Annotated in this window: 17 protein-coding genes and 1 pseudogene; 10 read left to right on the top strand and 8 right to left on the bottom strand. The window is 70.9% G+C overall.

All coding sequences use genetic code 11. The annotated features are described in order from the left end of the window. Positions 1-55: 55 nt before the first annotated feature. A complete protein-coding gene (gene phnN, locus ACVMLK_RS04910) occupies positions 56-637 on the top strand; it encodes a phosphonate metabolism protein/1,5-bisphosphokinase (PRPP-forming) PhnN (protein WP_457485782.1) in 582 nt (193 codons plus the stop codon). Here phnN and ACVMLK_RS04905 read toward each other — a convergent pair. Genes ACVMLK_RS04905 through phnG form a run of 8 tightly spaced genes read right to left on the bottom strand, consistent with a single transcriptional unit; the run spans position 621 to position 6,867 of the window. Then, entirely contained in the window at positions 621-1,298 is a 678-nt protein-coding gene (locus tag ACVMLK_RS04905) for a DUF1045 domain-containing protein (RefSeq protein ID WP_457485781.1), read from the bottom strand. The genes phnN and ACVMLK_RS04905 overlap by 17 nt on opposite strands. After that, positions 1,295-2,434: an alpha-D-ribose 1-methylphosphonate 5-triphosphate diphosphatase gene (locus ACVMLK_RS04900; protein ID WP_457485780.1), complete on the bottom strand. Its 1,140-nt coding sequence runs from the start codon at positions 2,432-2,434 to the stop codon at positions 1,295-1,297. The genes ACVMLK_RS04905 and ACVMLK_RS04900 overlap by 4 nt, the downstream gene beginning before the upstream one ends. Beyond that, a complete protein-coding gene (phnL, locus tag ACVMLK_RS04895) occupies positions 2,431-3,129 on the bottom strand; it encodes a phosphonate C-P lyase system protein PhnL (protein WP_457485779.1) in 699 nt (232 codons plus the stop codon). Before phnL ends, ACVMLK_RS04900 begins: the two co-directional genes overlap by 4 nt. After that, positions 3,126-3,899, bottom strand: a complete 774-nt coding sequence (phnK, locus tag ACVMLK_RS04890) for a phosphonate C-P lyase system protein PhnK (RefSeq protein WP_198367812.1) — start codon at positions 3,897-3,899, stop codon at positions 3,126-3,128. The genes phnL and phnK overlap by 4 nt, the downstream gene beginning before the upstream one ends. Further along, a complete protein-coding gene (locus ACVMLK_RS04885; RefSeq protein ID WP_457485778.1) occupies positions 3,896-4,750 on the bottom strand; it encodes an alpha-D-ribose 1-methylphosphonate 5-phosphate C-P-lyase PhnJ in 855 nt (284 codons plus the stop codon). Before ACVMLK_RS04885 ends, phnK begins: the two co-directional genes overlap by 4 nt. Further along, positions 4,747-5,841, bottom strand: coding sequence for a carbon-phosphorus lyase complex subunit PhnI (locus ACVMLK_RS04880; protein ID WP_198367814.1), 1,095 nt, complete (start codon positions 5,839-5,841; stop codon positions 4,747-4,749). Before ACVMLK_RS04880 ends, ACVMLK_RS04885 begins: the two co-directional genes overlap by 4 nt. Before the next feature lie 4 nt (positions 5,842-5,845). Continuing rightward, complete coding sequence (gene phnH / locus ACVMLK_RS04875) at positions 5,846-6,412, bottom strand: phosphonate C-P lyase system protein PhnH (RefSeq protein WP_457485777.1); 567 nt, start codon at positions 6,410-6,412, stop codon at positions 5,846-5,848. Further along, entirely contained in the window at positions 6,412-6,867 is a 456-nt protein-coding gene (phnG, locus tag ACVMLK_RS04870; protein WP_457485776.1) for a phosphonate C-P lyase system protein PhnG, read from the bottom strand. The genes phnH and phnG overlap by 1 nt, the downstream gene beginning before the upstream one ends. Before the next feature lie 103 nt (positions 6,868-6,970). Here phnG and phnF point away from each other — a divergent pair, with 103 nt between their 5' ends. From phnF to ACVMLK_RS04825, 9 genes and pseudogenes are all read left to right on the top strand, one after another. Continuing rightward, positions 6,971-7,732 carry a phosphonate metabolism transcriptional regulator PhnF gene (gene phnF / locus ACVMLK_RS04865; RefSeq protein ID WP_457485775.1) on the top strand — a complete coding sequence of 254 codons (762 nt, stop codon included), beginning with the start codon at positions 6,971-6,973 and terminating at the stop codon, positions 7,730-7,732. Then, complete coding sequence (locus ACVMLK_RS04860; RefSeq protein WP_457485774.1) at positions 7,729-8,877, top strand: alpha-D-ribose 1-methylphosphonate 5-triphosphate diphosphatase; 1,149 nt, start codon at positions 7,729-7,731, stop codon at positions 8,875-8,877. Before phnF ends, ACVMLK_RS04860 begins: the two co-directional genes overlap by 4 nt. A gap of 571 nt (positions 8,878-9,448) precedes the next feature. After that, positions 9,449-9,556 (top strand): annotated as a pseudogene (locus ACVMLK_RS04855) (hypothetical protein); the annotation flags it as partial. A 275-nt stretch (positions 9,557-9,831) separates the two neighbouring features. Then, the gene (locus tag ACVMLK_RS04850) at positions 9,832-10,212 is read left to right on the top strand and encodes a hypothetical protein (RefSeq protein ID WP_457485773.1); all 381 of its coding nucleotides are present in this window, start codon (positions 9,832-9,834) and stop codon (positions 10,210-10,212) included. A gap of 259 nt (positions 10,213-10,471) precedes the next feature. Beyond that, positions 10,472-12,679 carry a hydroxymethylglutaryl-CoA lyase gene (locus tag ACVMLK_RS04845; RefSeq protein ID WP_457485772.1) on the top strand — a complete coding sequence of 736 codons (2,208 nt, stop codon included), beginning with the start codon at positions 10,472-10,474 and terminating at the stop codon, positions 12,677-12,679. Further along, a complete protein-coding gene (locus ACVMLK_RS04840; protein WP_457485771.1) occupies positions 12,676-13,734 on the top strand; it encodes a Bug family tripartite tricarboxylate transporter substrate binding protein in 1,059 nt (352 codons plus the stop codon). Before ACVMLK_RS04845 ends, ACVMLK_RS04840 begins: the two co-directional genes overlap by 4 nt. Before the next feature lie 37 nt (positions 13,735-13,771). After that, complete coding sequence (locus tag ACVMLK_RS04835; protein WP_457485770.1) at positions 13,772-14,668, top strand: LysR family transcriptional regulator; 897 nt, start codon at positions 13,772-13,774, stop codon at positions 14,666-14,668. 116 nt (positions 14,669-14,784) lie between these two features. Beyond that, positions 14,785-15,360, top strand: a complete 576-nt coding sequence (locus ACVMLK_RS04830; protein WP_457485769.1) for an amidohydrolase family protein — start codon at positions 14,785-14,787, stop codon at positions 15,358-15,360. A gap of 23 nt (positions 15,361-15,383) precedes the next feature. Next, positions 15,384-16,052, top strand: a complete 669-nt coding sequence (locus ACVMLK_RS04825) for a Bug family tripartite tricarboxylate transporter substrate binding protein (RefSeq protein WP_457485797.1) — start codon at positions 15,384-15,386, stop codon at positions 16,050-16,052. The last annotated feature ends 244 nt before the right edge of the window (positions 16,053-16,296 follow it).

The following is a 16,296-nucleotide window of genomic DNA, read 5'->3' as shown; positions in this document are numbered from 1 at the left end:
CTTGCCTCGCCGTCTCTGCGCGTCGAAAACCGGCCGGTCAACCTCGGAGGACGGGATGAAGGGCAGGCTGATCACGGTGGTCGGCGATTCGGGCGCGGGCAAGGACACGCTTCTCGGCCTGGTCCAGGATCGGTTGCGGGAGGATGCCCGGTACCGCTTCGTGCGCCGCTTCATCACCCGGCCCGCCGAGACCATCCGCCACGCCGGTGCGGAGGATCACCTGCCGATCTCCGGCACGGCCTTCCGGGAGGCACTGGCCACAGGCGCCTTTGCCCTGCACTGGGAAGCGCACGGCCTTTCCTACGGTATCCCGCGCGACATCGAGACTGATCTGACGGAAGGTCGCGTCGTCGTGGCCAATCTGTCGCGGACCGTGCTGGAGGAGGCCAACCGGCGCTATCCGTTGCTCGTCCTGCTGGTGACGGCGCCGCTGCCGCTCCGGGCGGCGCGCCTCGCCGCGCGGGGGCGGGAAAGCCAGGAGGAGGTCGCCCGCCGCCTCGGCCGCACGGCGCCGCTCGCGGCCGGGCTCGAGGTGATCGAGATCGCCAATGATGGCACGCCCGAGGCGGGCGCCGCCCGCCTGCTGGCCGCGCTCCACCGGGCCTCGGCCGCGGCGGCGATCAGCCGGCGAGCCTGAACCGCTCCAGAATCAGGAAAGGTTCGCCCGGCCCGGCCTGGGCGAACAGGCATACCTCCCGCACCCGCCGGGGCCGGCCCGCGGCGGTGCCCAGGGCCGCCTCGGCGGCCGGGCGCAGAATATCGGCCTCCCCGGGCGTCAGGCGGCGGGACAGCGTCATGTGGAAGCGCCAATCCTCGAAGACATGAGGATAGCCCCAGCGGTACAGGTGGCTGCGCTGCCGCTCCGCCAGCCGCTCGGGCCTGCGCCGCGCGACCTCGGCCTCGGTAAGAGGCGCCCGGCAGGGCTCCAGCATCTCGACCGCGGCATCGGCGAGAGCCTGAAGGGCGGGGCAGGGGTGGCTTTCCCGCAGCGCCAGGAAGCCATCCAGATCCGCCACCACGAGGGGCGGCAGGTCGAAGGGCGCGATCCGCCCCGCGAGGTTCCGGGCGGCCTCGCGAACTCCCGCCTCCAGGATGGCGGGACGGAAGGGCGCCTTCAGCGTCGCGTGGAAACCGTATCCGCGCGCATCGGCCGTCACCTCGGCCAGATCCAGCCCGGCGATGGAAGGCTGGGGCAGCGCGGCGCCCGTCTCCGCGTCCCGGCCCAGCCAGGCGGAGGCCGCGGCATGCAACGGATCCTCCCGCTCCGGGGCCCAGTAGAGCGCCAGCCGCGCGCTCATGCGATGCGGCTGCCTTCGCGCCACACGCTCCGCACCACGGGGATGCCGTCCAGCGGGCGCAAGCGGACCAGATCGGCGCGCCGGCCTGCCTCGAGCCGCCCGCGGTCCTGCATCCGCAGCATGCGGGCCGGCGCGTCGGTGATGGTGGCCACGGCGGCGGGGAGGCTGATGCCGGTCTGCGCCGCGGCGCGCCAGACGGCCTCGATCATGGCCGGCGGGACATAGTCGCTCGCGAACACATCCACGAGCCCGGCCCGGACCAGATCGGCGGCGGCGACATTGCCGGAATGGCTGCCGCCGCGGACGATGTTCGGCGCTCCGGCGATGATCTCCATGCCATGGCGCCGCGCGCTCCTGGCCGCCTGCAGCGAGACCGGGAATTCCGAGATGAGCACGCCATCGGCGGCGTTGCCGGCGATCTCCTCCTCGTCCCAGTCGTCGTGGCTGGCCAGGGGCAGGTGGCGATGCGCCAGCCGGTCCAGCAGGGCGCGCCGCTGGGGCCCGCGCAGCCGCTCGCGCTGCTCCAGCAGGTTGGCGATCCGGCGGTCCACCTCGTCGGCCGACAGGCCGCCCCGGAGCCGCATGGCACGGTAGCGCTCGACATCGACATACTGCCCGACGCCCGGCGAGTGATCCATGAGGCTCGCCATGCGCACGGCCGGATGGTCGGCCACCCGCTCCAGCAGGGGCAGCAGGTCGGGCGCCGGCAGTTCGCAGCGCAGATGCAGGAAATGCTCGCTCTTCAACAGGCCGGTCGGCGCCAGGGCATCGAGGTCGGCCACCCCGTTCAGGAAGGTTTCCGTACGCTCGGCATCGAAGCCAAGGTCGCCCAGGCACAGCGCGTCCAGCACGGTGGTGACACCGGCGGCCGCCGTCTGCGCGTCATGCGCCAGGAAGGCCGAGCGGGAAGGCCACCGGGCCGCCGAGCGGGGCAGGACCTGGCGCTCCAGATTGTCCGTATGGACGTCGATGACGCCCGGGATCAGGTGGTCGCCCTCCAGGTCGATGGCCCCCGGCAACCGGCTCGGGCCGGGCTGGAGCTCGGCGATCAACCCGTCCCGGACCAGGAGGGTCCCGGCCTCCACGCGATCCGGCAGGACCAGCAGGGCGTTGGTCAGAATGGTTTCGGCGGTCATGCGGCGTCCTGGATGGGCAAGACTTCAAGAAGGCGGTCGGCGACCCTGTCGCGCACCTCGGTATCATGGAAGATGCCGATGATGGCGGCGCCGGCCCGCTTGGCCTCGGCGATCAATGTCATCACGACTTCGCGGTTGGCGGCATCAAGGCTGGCTGTCGGCTCGTCGAGCAGGAGAATGGGGTAGCCGGGGCCGAAGCCGCGGGCAAGGTTGACGCGCTGCTGCTCGCCGCCCGAGAAGGTGGCGGGAGGAAGGCCATGCAGCCGTTCCGGCAGATTCAGCCGGAGAAGCAGGTTGCGGGCCCGGCTCCGGGCGGCCTCGGCCGCCATGCCGGCGGCGATCATGGGCTCCGCCACGATGTCGAGGGCACCGACACGCGGGATGACCCTCAGGAACTGCGAGACATAACCCAGGGTGCGGCGCCGTATCTCCCGCATCGCCCGCGCATCGGCGGCGGTGATCTCCACCGGCTCGCCCTCGTGCCGCAGCCAGATGTGGCCATGCTCGGCGCCGTAATTGCCATAGAGGCATCGCATCAGCGTGGACTTGCCGGCCCCCGAGGGGCCCGCCAGGGCGACGCATTCGCCCGGCATCACGCTGAACCCGACATGGGCCAGCACCGGGATTCTCAGCCCCCCCTGCAGATGCAGGCGGAAGCTCTTGCCGAGATCTTCGGTCCAGAGGGAAGCCGTCATGCCGCCAACACCGATGCGACGAGAAGTTGCGTGTAGGGATGCTGCGGATCGTCGAGCACCCGATCGGTCAGCCCATGCTCCACCACGCGGCCGTGGCGCATCACCAGGATGCGGTGCGCCAGGAGGCGCGCGGCGGCGATGTCATGCGTGACCAGGAGCACCGCGATGCCGAGATTGGAGACCAGCCCGCGGATCAGGTCGAGGAGGCGGGCCTGGACCGAGACGTCGAGCCCGCCGGTCGGCTCGTCCATGAAGACGAGGCGCGGGCGGGTCACCAGTGTCCGGGCGATCTGCAGGCGTTGCTGCATGCCGCCGGAGAAGTCGCGCGGCAGGTCGTCGATGCGCGTGGCGTCGATCTCCACCCGCCGCAGCCAGTCCAGCGCCTCCGCGCGGATATCGCCGTAGTGGCGCGCGCCCACCGCCATCAGCCGCTCGCCGACATTGCCGCCGGCGGAGACGTTCATGCGCAGGCCGTCGCGGGCATGCTGGTGCACGAAGCCCCAGTCGGTGCGCATCAGGCGGCGCAGCGCCGCGGCGCTCATGTCATGCACCGAATGGGCCATGCCCTCCAGGTCTCGATAGACCACCTGGCCCGCATCGGGCCGCATCTGCCCCGACAGGACGCGCAGCAAGGTGGACTTGCCGGAGCCGGACTCGCCGACGATCGCCACGACCTCTCCGGGATGGATGTCGATCTGCACATCCTCGAGGGCACGGATGGCGCCGAAGCGCAGGGCCAGGCCGGAAGCCTCCAGAAGAGCGCCGCTCATGCCGCGTCCTCCGTGCGGGAGGCCTGCCGCTCCTCGCAGTAATCGGTATCCGAGCAGACGAACATGCGGCCGCCGCGATCGTCGGTCACGACCTCGTCGAGGTAGCTGTCCCCGGCTCCGCAGAGGGCGCAGCAGCCCTTGGCGCGGTGCGCGCGGAAAGGATGATCCTCGAAATCGAGGCTGCGCACGGAGGTATAGGGCGGCACGGCATAGATGCGCTTCTCGCGGCCGGCGCCGAAGAGCTGCAGCGCGGGCATGCGGTCCATCTTCGGATTGTCGAAGGCCGGGATCGGCGAGGGCGACATGAGGTAGCGCCCATGCACCATCACCGGATAATTATAGGCGATGCTGATCTCGCCATGGCGCGCGACGTCCTCGTAGAGCTTGACGTGCATCACGCCATAATCGGCGAGGCCATGCATGCGCCGCGTCTCGGTCAGGCGCGGTTCCAGCCGGAACATCGGCTCGGGCATGGGCACCTGATAGACGATGATCTGCCCTTCCGTGAGCTTCGCCTCCGGAATGCGATGGCGCGTCTGGATGATGCTGGCCTCCCTCGTCCGGGTGGTCACCGCGATCCCCGCGACGCGCCGGAAGAAGTGCCGGATCGACACCGCGTTGGTGGTGTCGTCGGCGCCCTGGTCGATGACCTTCAGGACGTCGTCCGGCCCGAGCAGCGAGGCGGTCACCTGGATCCCGCCCGTCCCCCAGCCATAGGGCAGCGGCATCTCGCGGCCTCCGAAGGGCACCTGGTGCCCGGGAATGGCGATGGCCTTGAGAATGGCGCGGCGGATCATCCGCTTGGTGTTCTCATCCAGGTAGGCGAAGTTGTAGCCCGGGTCGGCGGTCATTCCGCGGCCTCCACGGATCGGGGTTCTGCCGCGGCGGCCTCCCGCAGGCGGCGCACCACTTCCAGCTCGCTCTGGAAGTCGACGTAATGCGGCAGCTTGAGGTGCTCGACGAAGCCGGTCGCCTCGACATTGTCGGAATGGAGCATGACGAATTCCTCGTCCTGGACCGGCGCCGCGCGGTCCTCGCCGAGAGCGCCGGCCTGCAGGGCCCGATCCACCAGGGCCATCGACATGGCCTTCCGCTCGCAGCGGCCCAGCACCAGCCCGTAGCCGCGCGTGAACTGCGGCGGCTGGCTGCGCGAACCGTGGAACTGGTTGACCATCTGGCATTCGGTGACCTCGATCTCGCCGAGATCGATCTCGAAGCCAAGCTCCGGCGGAACCATGGAAACGGTGACCAGGCCCTGCCGGATCTCGCCGACGAAGGGGTGGCTGTTGCCGTAGCCCCGCTGGGTCGAATAGCCGAGGCTGAGCAGGAAGCCTTCGTCGCCACGGGCGAGGTTCTGCAGGCGGGCGGAGCGGTCGGCCGGAAAGCTCTGCGGCTGGCGGGTCAGGTCCGCCGGCTCCTGGCCGTCCTCCGGCTCGCGCGCCATCAGCCCCTCGCGGGACAGCAACTCGGTGACATGCGGCGCGGCGGGTTGCGGCTCGGCCGCCTGGGGCGCCGCCTCCGGCGCGGCGTCCGGACGGGCGAGGGAGAAATCCAGCAGGCGATGCGTGTAGTCGTAGGTCGGGCCGAGCACCTGGCCGCCGGGCAGATCCTTGTAGGTGGCCGAAACCCGGCGGTTGAGCCGCATGGCGGCGGTGTCGAGGGGCCGCGCATAGCCGAAGCGCGGCAAGGTGGTGCGGTAGGCCCGCAGCAGGAAGATCGCCTCGATCAGGTCGCCCTGCGCCTGCTTGATGGCCAGTGCCGCGAGGCCCCGGTCGAGGCAGGAGCCTTCCGCCATGACCCTGTCCACCGCGAGACCAAGCTGCTGCTCGATCTGCGCGATCTCCAGCTCGGCGGTGACCGGATCGCCCCGCCGGGTCTCGCCAAGCCAGGCATGGGCGTGGCGAATGGCCTGCTCGCCACCCTTGACCGCAACATAAGCCATGGCCTCAGCCCCCCTGGATGCGCAAGGTGCGGGGCAGGGCCGCCAGATCCCGGCCCGCGCAGAGGATGGCGTCGACGCCACGCGGGAAGGCGCGGCCCATCTCCGCCCATTCGCCGATGAAGGATGCCGGCGCGTCGCGCACCTCGAGCCGATGCTCGCGCTCGATGCCGGGGCCCGACAGACGCCATCCCGCCTCGCCGCGGAGCGCGGCGACCTGCCAGATCAGTGTCGCGCCGGCCTGCGGGTCCTCGTCGCTGCCCGCCGGCAGGGCCGACAGGGACGGGGGGGCGCCGACGATCAGGGCGAAGGCGGCCTGGCCCGGCTGCGGGACCATGGGGCAGCCGCAGTGGAAGCGGAGCCAGTCGGCCGCCTCGCCCCCGACATCGGTGAAGAGCGGTGTCTCGGCATCCACCAGGGTCAGCAGCGCCGCGGCGGTGGCCGGAGCCAGCGGGGCGGGCGGGGTGGGTGCCGCCTCGAGGCGCTGGATGCGGCCGGGGCGGCTCATGGCTTCCAGGATGGCGCGGAAGCTCGCCTGCGCATCCAGGACAGGATCAGCGAAACCGGGGCGCATCAGCGCATGCTCGCCATGGTGAAGAACTGCACGCGCGTCGCGGCGGCCTTGCGCGCCGTGGCTTCGGCGCCGGCGGCCTGCGCGGCGGCCAGGGGCGCGATCACGCCCGAGAGGAGGGCCGGACGGCGCTCGGGGTCCTGCAGGGCGGCGTCCAGCACGGCGGCCAGCTCCGCCTTCCGGTCGTCCCGGCCCAGGACATAGGCGTGTCCCATCCGCCCGTCGGACAGAGTGATGCTGCAGCGGGTGACGACGGCTTCCGACAGGTTGAAGGCGGCGCCGTCGCCGCCGGCGCGGCCCCGCAGCATGACCAGGCCCGTCTCGGGGCCTCGCAGCCGGGTGTGGGACGGCAGGGGCGGCACGGCTTCGAGGTGTTCGGTCATCGCCGCCGCGCTCGACCGGGCCAGGATGCCCATCCAGCGCCTTCGTTCGCCGTGGTCCTGAGGAAAATCTGACAAGGCAGCCTCGGGGTCTGTTGAGATGTCTAGACGACTAGATATCCGATCCCCTACAGTCAATCCGAATTTGCCACCTCACCTCAGGATGAAGCTTGAAGCTTTGATGACGACGCAGAACTCGGCCAAAACCCTGGCGCGTGGTGAGGGCGTCGCCCTGTGGCGCCAGATTGCCCAGTCGCTTGAACGAGGCATGGCGGAAGGCGTCTTCTCGCCCGGCGAACGCCTGCCGACCGAGGCCGCGCTGGCGGCCCGGCACGGCGTCAACCGCCACACCGTCCGCCGCGCGCTGGATTCCCTGGCGCTGCGGGGCCTGATCCGGATCGAGCAGGGGCGAGGCTCCTTCGTCGCCGACGACATGCTCGACTACCCCCTCGGGCCGCGCATCCGTTTCTCGGAAGTGATCCGCGCGCAGAATCGCGAGCCCGACGGGCGCATCCTGCGCCTGCTGGAAGTCCCGGCCGAATCCTCCGTGGCCGAGCCCCTGCGGATAAGGGTGGGCCGGCCGGTGCTGCTGGTGGAGCGGCTGGGCCTCGCCGATGGCCGGCCCGTGGTGCTGGGGCGCCATCATTTCGTGTTGCCCCGCCTGGCGGGACTGGCCGAGGCCCTGCGCGACCAGGCTTCCATCACCACCGCCCTCGGCCGCTGCGGCATCGCGGACTACCGGCGCCGCTGGACCCGCCTGACGGCTCGCCTGCCGGAGGCCGAGGAGGCGGAGCGTTTGCAGCAGGCCCGGCTGCGGCCGGTCATGCAGGCGGAGGCGCTGAACGTCGATCCCTCCGGGGAACCGATCGATTACACCCTGTCATGCTACGCCGCCGGGCGCGTGCAGGTGGTCATCAGTGACGGCGGCGGAGTGGATTCATGAAGGCTTGGGTGATTTCCGGCGGCCAGCTCCTCCGGGACAACGCGCTGCGGAACGAGGATCTGTTTCTCGGAGGCGGCGTCGTCCTGCCAGACCCGGCAGCGGGCGCCGCTAGGCTCGATGCCCAGGGATTGCTGGTCCTGCCCGGTATCGTCGATATCCACGGGGACGCGCATGAGCGGCAGTTCCAGCCCCGGCCCGGCGTCAGCTTCCCGTCCGCTCTCGCCCTGCGCGATTCGGAGTCCCAGATCCTTGCCGCCGGGATCACGACGGCCTTCCTGGGGGTGACGCTGTCCTGGGAGCCCGGCCTGCGATCGGTCGCGGCCTGGCGTCAGATCCTGCAGGCGCTGGAGGCGGCCAGACCCTGGCTGTCCGCCGATCTGCGCGTGCATCTGCGCTTCGAAGCCGACAACCTGGATGCCTTGGAGGAGGCGCTGGCGGATATGGAGGCCGGCCGGGTCGATCTCCTCGCCTTCAACGACCACACGCCCAGCATTGTCCGGAAGCTTCAGGACGAGCGCCAGGCCGCCAAGTACGCGGAACGGGCCGGCATCGGCCTGGACGCCTTTCGTGACCTCGCCCGGGCTGCCATGGCCCGGCGGGCGGAGGTGCCGGAGGCCCGCAGGCGGATGGCGGAGATGGCGCGGCGTCTCGATCTGCCAATGGCCAGCCACGACGAGGCCAACCTTGACGAGCGCGAGGCCTTCCGCGCCCTCGGCGTCGGCATCAGCGAGTTTCCCATGGCCGAGGCCGTGGCCGAGGCGGCGCAGCGGGCGGGGGAGGCGGTGGTGATGGGAGCGCCCAATGTCGTGCGCGGCGGCAGCCATCTGGGCTGGGCCAGCGCGGCGCCGTTGGCGGAGCAGGGGCTGGTGACGATCCTGGCCTCGGACTACGTCTGGCCGGCGCTTCTGGAGGCGGCTTTCACCCTGCTCGATCGGGGCAGGCTCGACCTGCCGGCCGCCTGGGCTCTCATCAGCGGCAATCCGGCTCGTGCCGCGGGGCTGCGGGACCGCGGCGACCTCCTGCCAGGCATGCGCGGGGATGTCGTGGTGGTAGATCCGGCACGGCGGGCGCCGGTTGCCGTCTTCTGCGCCGGCCGATTGGCCTGGGCCCAGGCTGAATTCGGCTCACGGCTGCGGCAAGGTTGATGAACAAGAAAAGGGCGCCGTTGCCGGCGCCCTTTTCTTGTTAGCTCCCCGGACTGAATGAAGAAACGAACTTCTTGTCCGAGATTCCCCGAGAAACTACGTGGAAACTGCACGCGAAGCAAAGGAAGCGTGATCGGGAACGAGCGGAGCGTGTACGTCTTGCTGGGAGGCCTCCTCCTCCCCTGAGGTCGCGGGCTGTTGCGCTGGCTCTTCAGAAGGGAGAGGTTCGAACGAAGGATCTGACCGATATTGGTGTCCCTCGTTGCTACTTGTCTCGCATGTGCGACGAGGGGTTGCTCGTAAAGGTGGCTTATGGACGTTACCGGGCTGCACTTCCTGATGCTGCTTGAGCGCGCAGGTGGCAGCCGAAAAATTGAGGCCGGTGGCGCTGGCACGCCTGCCGCTCCACGCCTCTTCATGCTGTCGCGGCGGTCGCCTGCGCAGAAAGGAAGTCGATGAAGGCACGTAGCCGCGCCGTGACGATCATGGTGGCCTCGCCGCGGGCGGCTCGGTCGATCTCGTCGCGCGCCTCGTCGCGCAAGGGCTCAGCGATGAGCTTGGACAGAGTTTCGTCGTCGAAAACCGCGCGGGCGCTGCCGGCACCGTCGGCCACGCCGTCGTGGCGCGCGCCAAGGTGGCTGTCGCCCGCAAGCTGGCCGTCGTGTTGCACCGGATGTGATGCGATGGCACCGAATCCTGCTGGAGCCGAGAGGCGACCGTGGCGTAGTTCGCCGGAGCGGCTACGGAAAACCGGCACCCGAAGTCCCATCGTGGGGACGAGGCCGAATGAGGTCGCAACAGCCGCCGTGCCAGCATCCGCTGAGCCCGCTTGCTAGATTAACCCGCCCAGCCTTCCTGACCGTAGCCTTTGGCGCCCGCCCATCGGCTCGACGAGTTGCTGCCGTGGACCTGGAAACCCAAACCCGATGCCGACTTTGTTCAAGCGGCTTGACAGTGGCGCCGACCAACAAAGTCCACCACGTCGTCGCCATCGCGCGCATGGCGGCAATACTCGGCGAGGACGAGGACCGGCATTGGATCGTCGCTAACGAAATGGATCGGGAAGATGGGCTGATCTGGGTCTGCGGCTCCGGTGACGACGCATCATGGCGTTCATTGACTTCGGCATCGAGATGCTTCGTGAACTCGTCAAGATCCACAAAGCCGATCCTGAGCTACTCAAGCGCCCCGAGACGCCGGGATAGGATGACTGCGTCCCACGCCGAATGGCTACCTGCCAACCGCCGCCTTTTCGAGCCGATCGGCAACATCCCTCACGCCAAGGCGGAGGCGCGCTACTATTCACCACAGGAGGTCACACCCCTGGCGGCATGACCCACACCGAACAGCCTCCGGCAAACCCGGCGCGGTTCAAGGATTGCTGCGCCGGCGCGTCCGATGAGGAGCACCAGAACCCACTCTTCTGCATGAAACCCTTCTGCAGCATCCAGACCCCGAGCTGAAATTCGCCGCCGCCGGCTAACCAGCTTCCCGCCGGGGGCTTCCGCGGTTGAGCGATGCTGCTTCCGTGACTGGAGACTTCCGTGGTTCAGGCGCAAGCCTGAAACTGCGGTGAGAACAACGGGAGGAAGCGGTGAGCAGCGTCGTGCAAACAGCCAAGGTCGTGGTCCGCGAGGTTGGCCCGCGGGACGGCCTGCAGATGGCCAAGGCCGTGATGAGCACCGGCGACAAGCTGGGCTGGATCGCCGCCATGGCCGCCAGCGGCCTGCGCCAGATGGAGGTCGCGAGCTTCGTTCCCCCTGCCGCGATGCCGCAGATGGCGGACGCGCCGCAGCTCGTGGCCGCGGTGCGCGCCGCGCATCCCGGCCTGCATGTGGTGGCGCTGGCGCCCAACCTGCGCGGGGCGCAGAACGCCGCCGCCGCCGGGGCGCAATCCATTCTGCTGCCGGTGTCCGCCAGCGAGGCGCACAGCCGCGCCAATGTGCGGCGCTCGCGCGCCGAGCAGGTCGCCGAGGTCGCGCGGGTGGTGGAATGGGCGCGCGGGCTGGGCGAGGGCGCGCCGCGCATCGAGGCGGGGATCTCCACCGCCTTCGGCTGCTCGCTGCAGGGCCAGGTGCCGGCGGACGACGTGCTGCGGCTGGCCGCCGAGCTGGCGGCGGCGGGGGCCGACGTGATCGCCCTGGCCGATACGCTGGGCTATGCCACGCCCTCGCAGGTGCGGCAGCTGGTGCGCACGGTGCGCGCCGAGGTCGGGCCGGCGCGCTTCGGCAACCTGCACCTGCACGACACGCTGGGCATGGCCATGGCCAACACCCTGGCGGCGCTGGAGGAAGGCGTGCGCGGCTTCGACGCGGCGCTGGGCGGGCTGGGCGGCTGCCCATTCGCCCCCGGCTCGGTCGGCAACGCGGCCACCGAGGACCTGGTGTACCTGCTGGAATCGGAGGGCTTCGCCACCGGCATCGATCTCGGCGCGCTGATCGCCGCGCGGGAGGCACTGCGCCAGGGCCTGCCGGAGGAGAAGCTGCATGGCCGCGTCGCCGCCGCCGGCATTCCGCGCACGTTCCGCGCCACTCTGCCGGCGCCCGCCATCCGGCCCTCGGCGGCGCCGCTGGCCGGCATCCGCGTGATCGAGTTCTCCCACATGGTCATGGGGCCGAGCTGCGGCATGGTGCTGGCCGATCTGGGCGCCGAGGTCATCAAGATCGAGCCGGCGCCGGCGGGCGACAACACGCGCCGCCTGACCGGCCCGGCGCTGGGCTTCTTCCCGACCTTCAACCGCAACAAGCGCTCGCTCTGCGTGGATCTGAAGCGCCCCGAGGGCCTGGCCCTGGTGCGCAGCCTGGCCGCCGGCGCCGACGTGCTGGTGGAGAATTTCCGCCCCGGCGCGATGGACAAGCTGGGCCTCGGCCACGCCGCCCTGGCGGAGATCAATCCGCGCCTGGTCTACGCCTCCTGCAAGGGCTTCCTGCCCGGCCCCTACGAGCATCGCGCGGCGCTGGACGAGGTGGTGCAGATGATGGGCGGGCTGGCCTACATGACCGGCCCGCCGGGGCGGCCGCTGCGCGCCGGCTCCTCAGTCAACGACATCATGGGCGGCATGTTCGCCGCCATCGCCGTGATGGCGACGCTGCGCCAGCGCGAGGTGACGGGCCAGGGCGGGCTGGTGCAGTCCGGGCTGTTCGAGACGAACATGGTCTTGACCGCGCAGCACATGGCGCGCGCCGCGCTGGAAGGCAAGGAACCGGAGCCGTTCGGTGACCCGGACATGCGCAAGCCCTGGCCGCTCTACGACATATTCGACAGCGCCGAGCCCGGCGCGCAGGTTTTTGTTGGCGTAGTCACGGAGACGCAGTGGCGGGGCTTCTGCGAGGCCTTCGGCCTGCATGACCTGCGCGACGACCCGCAGCTCGCCGGCATGCGCGCTCTGGCCGCCAATCGGCCGCGCATCCTGCCGCGCGTGGCCGCGCTGTTCGCCCGCCTGCCCAAGGCCGAGCTGATGGCGCGGTGCGAGGCGCTCGGCCTGCCCTTCGCGCCCATCGCCAAGCCCGGCGAGCTGCTGGACGATCCGCATCTGCGGGCCTCGGGCGGGCTGCTGCCGGTGGACCTCAGCGGGGCCGAGGCGGCGCCGCGCGACGTTCAGGCGCGCGCCGATGCCGGCTTGCCGGGCCTGCCGGTGCTGCTGCCGGGCGGCCGCCCCGCGCTGCGCCGCCAGCCGCCGCGCGTCGGCGAGCACAATGCCGAGATCGCGCGCGAAGCCGGGCTGAGCGAGGCCGAGATCGCCGGCCTGACGGCCAGGGGCATTCTGGCGGTGCCGCAGGCGGCACCCGCCGCCGCCGAGTGACCAAGGATCCGCCCCCGCGTCACGAGGGCGGACATCAAGAAGCACGAGGAACAACAGGAATGCACGATCATCGCCTCACGCGCCGCGGCCTTGCCGCCGTGCTCGCCGCGCCAGCCCTGCTCGCCGCGGCCCGGCCGGCCCGCGCCGCGCAGCCCTGGACGCCCTCCAAGCCGATCCGGATCGTGGTGCCCTTCACACCGGGTCAGGCCAACGACATCTTCGCCCGCCTGCTCGCCGACAAGGCCAGTGAGCTGAGCTGGCCACAGGCCCGGGTGATCGTGGAGAACCGCGCCGGCGCCGGCGGCACCATCGGCATGCAGAGCGTCGCGCAATCGCCGCCGGATGGCAGCACGCTGGTTTTCGGCAGCCTAGCCACCCTGGCTATCAATCCCGCGGTCATGTCGAACGTGCCCTACGACCCGGAGCGCGACTTCCTGCCCATCATCCGCATCTTTGAGGGGCCGCTGGTGGTGGTCGTGCCGGGCAAGAGCCCGGACCAGAGCCTGGCCGATCTGGTGCGGCGCATCAGGGGCGGCAATCTCACCTATGCTTCCAGCGGCCCGGGCACCACGGGGCATCTCGGCACCGAGCTGTTTCTGCAAGGGCTGGACGCGCGGGCCACCCACGTGCCCTATCGCGGCAGCGGCCCGGCTTTGACCGATGTTTCCTCGGGCGCAGTGGATTTCAGCTTCGAAAGCGCCGCCGCCACCCAGCCGCTGATCGCCTCGGGCATGCTCCGCGCCCTGGCCGTCAGTTCGGCGGACCGGGTTCCCGGCATGGATCTACCGACGGTGGCCGAGGCCGCCGGGTTGCCGGGCTACAGTGTCAGTGGTTCGGGCGGTGTGCTGGCGCCGGCCAAAACGCCGCCCGACGTGGTCGCTGGCCTGCATGCGGGCTTCGCCAGGGCGATGACGGATGCCAAATTGCGGGCACGTATCGCCGAGGCCAGCACCAGGCCGTTGTCGGAAGGACCGCAGGAATTTGCCCGTTACATTCACGATGAGCGGCGGAAATGGGCGGAGGTGGCCCGGCGCGGCAACATCCGCATCGAGTGAAAGGGTCGGGGCCATCGGCCAGCGGGGCGGCTAGGCGATGCGGCCGCGCCCGGACTGGGTCACGCTCGACATCCTGCTCGCCACGCTGCGGCTCGGCAGCGTGACCAGGGCGGCCGGGGCGTGCGGCATCGCCCCCTCCGCCGCCGCCAAGCGGCTGCGGCTGCTGGAGCAGGATTTCGGCGTGACGCTGCTGGAGCGGCGCCCGCAGGGAGTCCGGCCCACCGTGGCGGGCCAGGCCATGGCGCAGCATGCCGGCGCCCTGATGAATCTGGCAAAGCGGCTGGACGGCGACATGCAGCCGTTTGCCGGCGGCGGCTACGGCACGGTGCGCTTCCATGCCGCCCATTCGGCCCTGGCGGGGCACGGGCTGGCGGCCGAGCTGACGTGCTTTGCCGCCGCGCGGCCAGGCGTGCAGGTCGAGATCCGCGAGGGCAGCAGCCTGGCCATCCTGCACCAGCTGGCAGAGGGCGACATCGACCTGGGCATTGTCACCATCGCCGGAGCCGTGCCAGAGGGCTGCGAGGCCTGGCCGTGGCGCAGGGACCGGCTGATGGGCGTGCTGCCGCTCGACCATGCCCTGGCCGGCGAGGCGCGGTTGCGCTTCCCGGCCCTGCTCGACCTGCCGCTGATCCGCGCCACGGAGGGCGGGGCGCTCGGCATCCTGCTGGAGGAACAGGCCCGGCGCATCGGGCGCACGCTGCGCTACCATCTCAGCGTCGGCAGCCTGGATGCCTGCCGCCACCTGATCGCCGCCGGACACGGCATCGCGATCATGCCCGAGGGCGTCTGCCGCCCCTATGAGGCGCTGCTGCACCTGCGCTGCGTTCCGCTGGCGGAGGATTGGGCGGTGCGGGAGCTGCGGCTGGTGTCGCGTCCGGAAGGGCCCCTCCCGTCCCCCTCGCGGCTGCTGCGGGACCATCTTCTGATCGGCTGAGCGTGCGCGGGCGGTGCACGCCCCCTGCGCCACATGCTTCTTCTGCTGCCCGGGCGGGCGCGCATGATGGGCCGCAACGCCGCCCATCCGAGGCGGCGGCAGGAGGAGTTCCGCCCATGGCCAGCCCCGTTATCGACGTTCACACCCACATGTTCTCGCCGCGCTGGCTGGAGATGCTGGCGCAGCATGGCGGGCCGCATCTGGCCTACCGGCCCAACCCGGCTTCCGGGAAGATGTGCATCTTCAAGGACGGCGCGCCGTTCATGACGCCCACCCCGGCCATGAGCGATGACGACCTGCGAATCCGCCGCATGGATGAGGCCGGGGTGGATGTGGCGATCGTCTCACTCACCTGCCCCAACGTGTTCTTCGGCAGCGGCGAGATCAGCCTGGCCGCGGCACGCGACAACAACGACCCCATGGCCGAGGCGCAGAGCCGCTACCCCGACCGCATCCGCTGGTTCGCCTCGCTGCCCTGGCAGTTCGCCGAGCTGGCGTGGCCGAGCTGCAGAGGTCCCTGTCGCAGGGTGCCTCCGGGGGGGGTGGTGCTGGGCAACATCGCCGGCCAGCCGGTGGCCGACCCGCTCTTCGCCCCCATCTGGCGCGCCATCGACGACCGCGCCCTGCCGGTCTTCATCCACCCGACGGCGCCGCCGGGCGTGGCGGCCATGGGCATGGACCAGCCCCCCTGACGCCGCCGGGAACCGTGGATCCGATGGAGCGGCTGGCGCCGGTCGTGCCGCTCGGCAGCGACCCGCTGGTGATCTTTGCCCGGCCCGGCCTCGGCGGGCCAGGGTCGGACCGGCCTGGTCCGGGCGGGGCCGGTCTGGCGACGGTGATTGCCCTGGCCCACGCTCGGCCGGACGGGCTGACCTACGGCGCCAACAACACCACCAGCGCGCACTACCTGATCTCGCAGCTGCTGCAGCGCCACGCCGGCATCCGGATGCGGCACATCCCCTATGCCGGCACCGCAGCGGCCCTGCCTGACCTGATGGCGGGCCGCATCGATCTGTTGTTCGGTCAGTGGTCAGGGGTGGATACGGAAACGGCGGCCAGCGGCGCCCGCCTGCTGGCGGTGACAACGGCGCGGCGCTTCCCGGCCCTGCCAGCGGTTCCGGCCGTGGCGGAAACCCAGCCCGGATTCGACCGGGCGGTGTCCTACGGGCTGATGGCGCACGAGCAAACGCCGCCGCGCCTGGTGGCCTTGCTGGCGGCGGCGGCGGACGGGGCGCTGCGCCAACCCGACCTACAGGAAAGGTTGATCGGCACCGGGTCGTTTCCGGCCGGCGGCGGTCCGGCGGACTTCGCCGCCCTGATCGGCCGGCAACGCGAGGGGCTCGGTGAGGTGATCCGCGCCCTCAACCTTCGGCCGGAGGGCTGACAGGCTGCTTCGGCACCTTCGGGAGAGGCTTCGCCCCTCCCGGGCCCGCCCCCACCCAAGGCCTGCAACGCGGCGGCGCTCGACCGCCCTTCCGGCACCGAAGATCTCCGCGCGACATTGCCAGCGGAGGCTGACGGCCATTCACGCCTTTTGCATCACGCGTGCAACGTCTCGGGGATGGCGAATTCGGCCTCGGTCTTCTCGCGCACCTCGTCGAGCGTCACGCCCGGCGCCAGCTCGGCCA

It is taken from the genome of Teichococcus aerofrigidensis, from assembly GCF_054073225.1.
The sequence above is the reverse complement of the archived record's forward strand: the minus strand, read 5'-3'. Positions and strand labels throughout refer to the sequence as shown.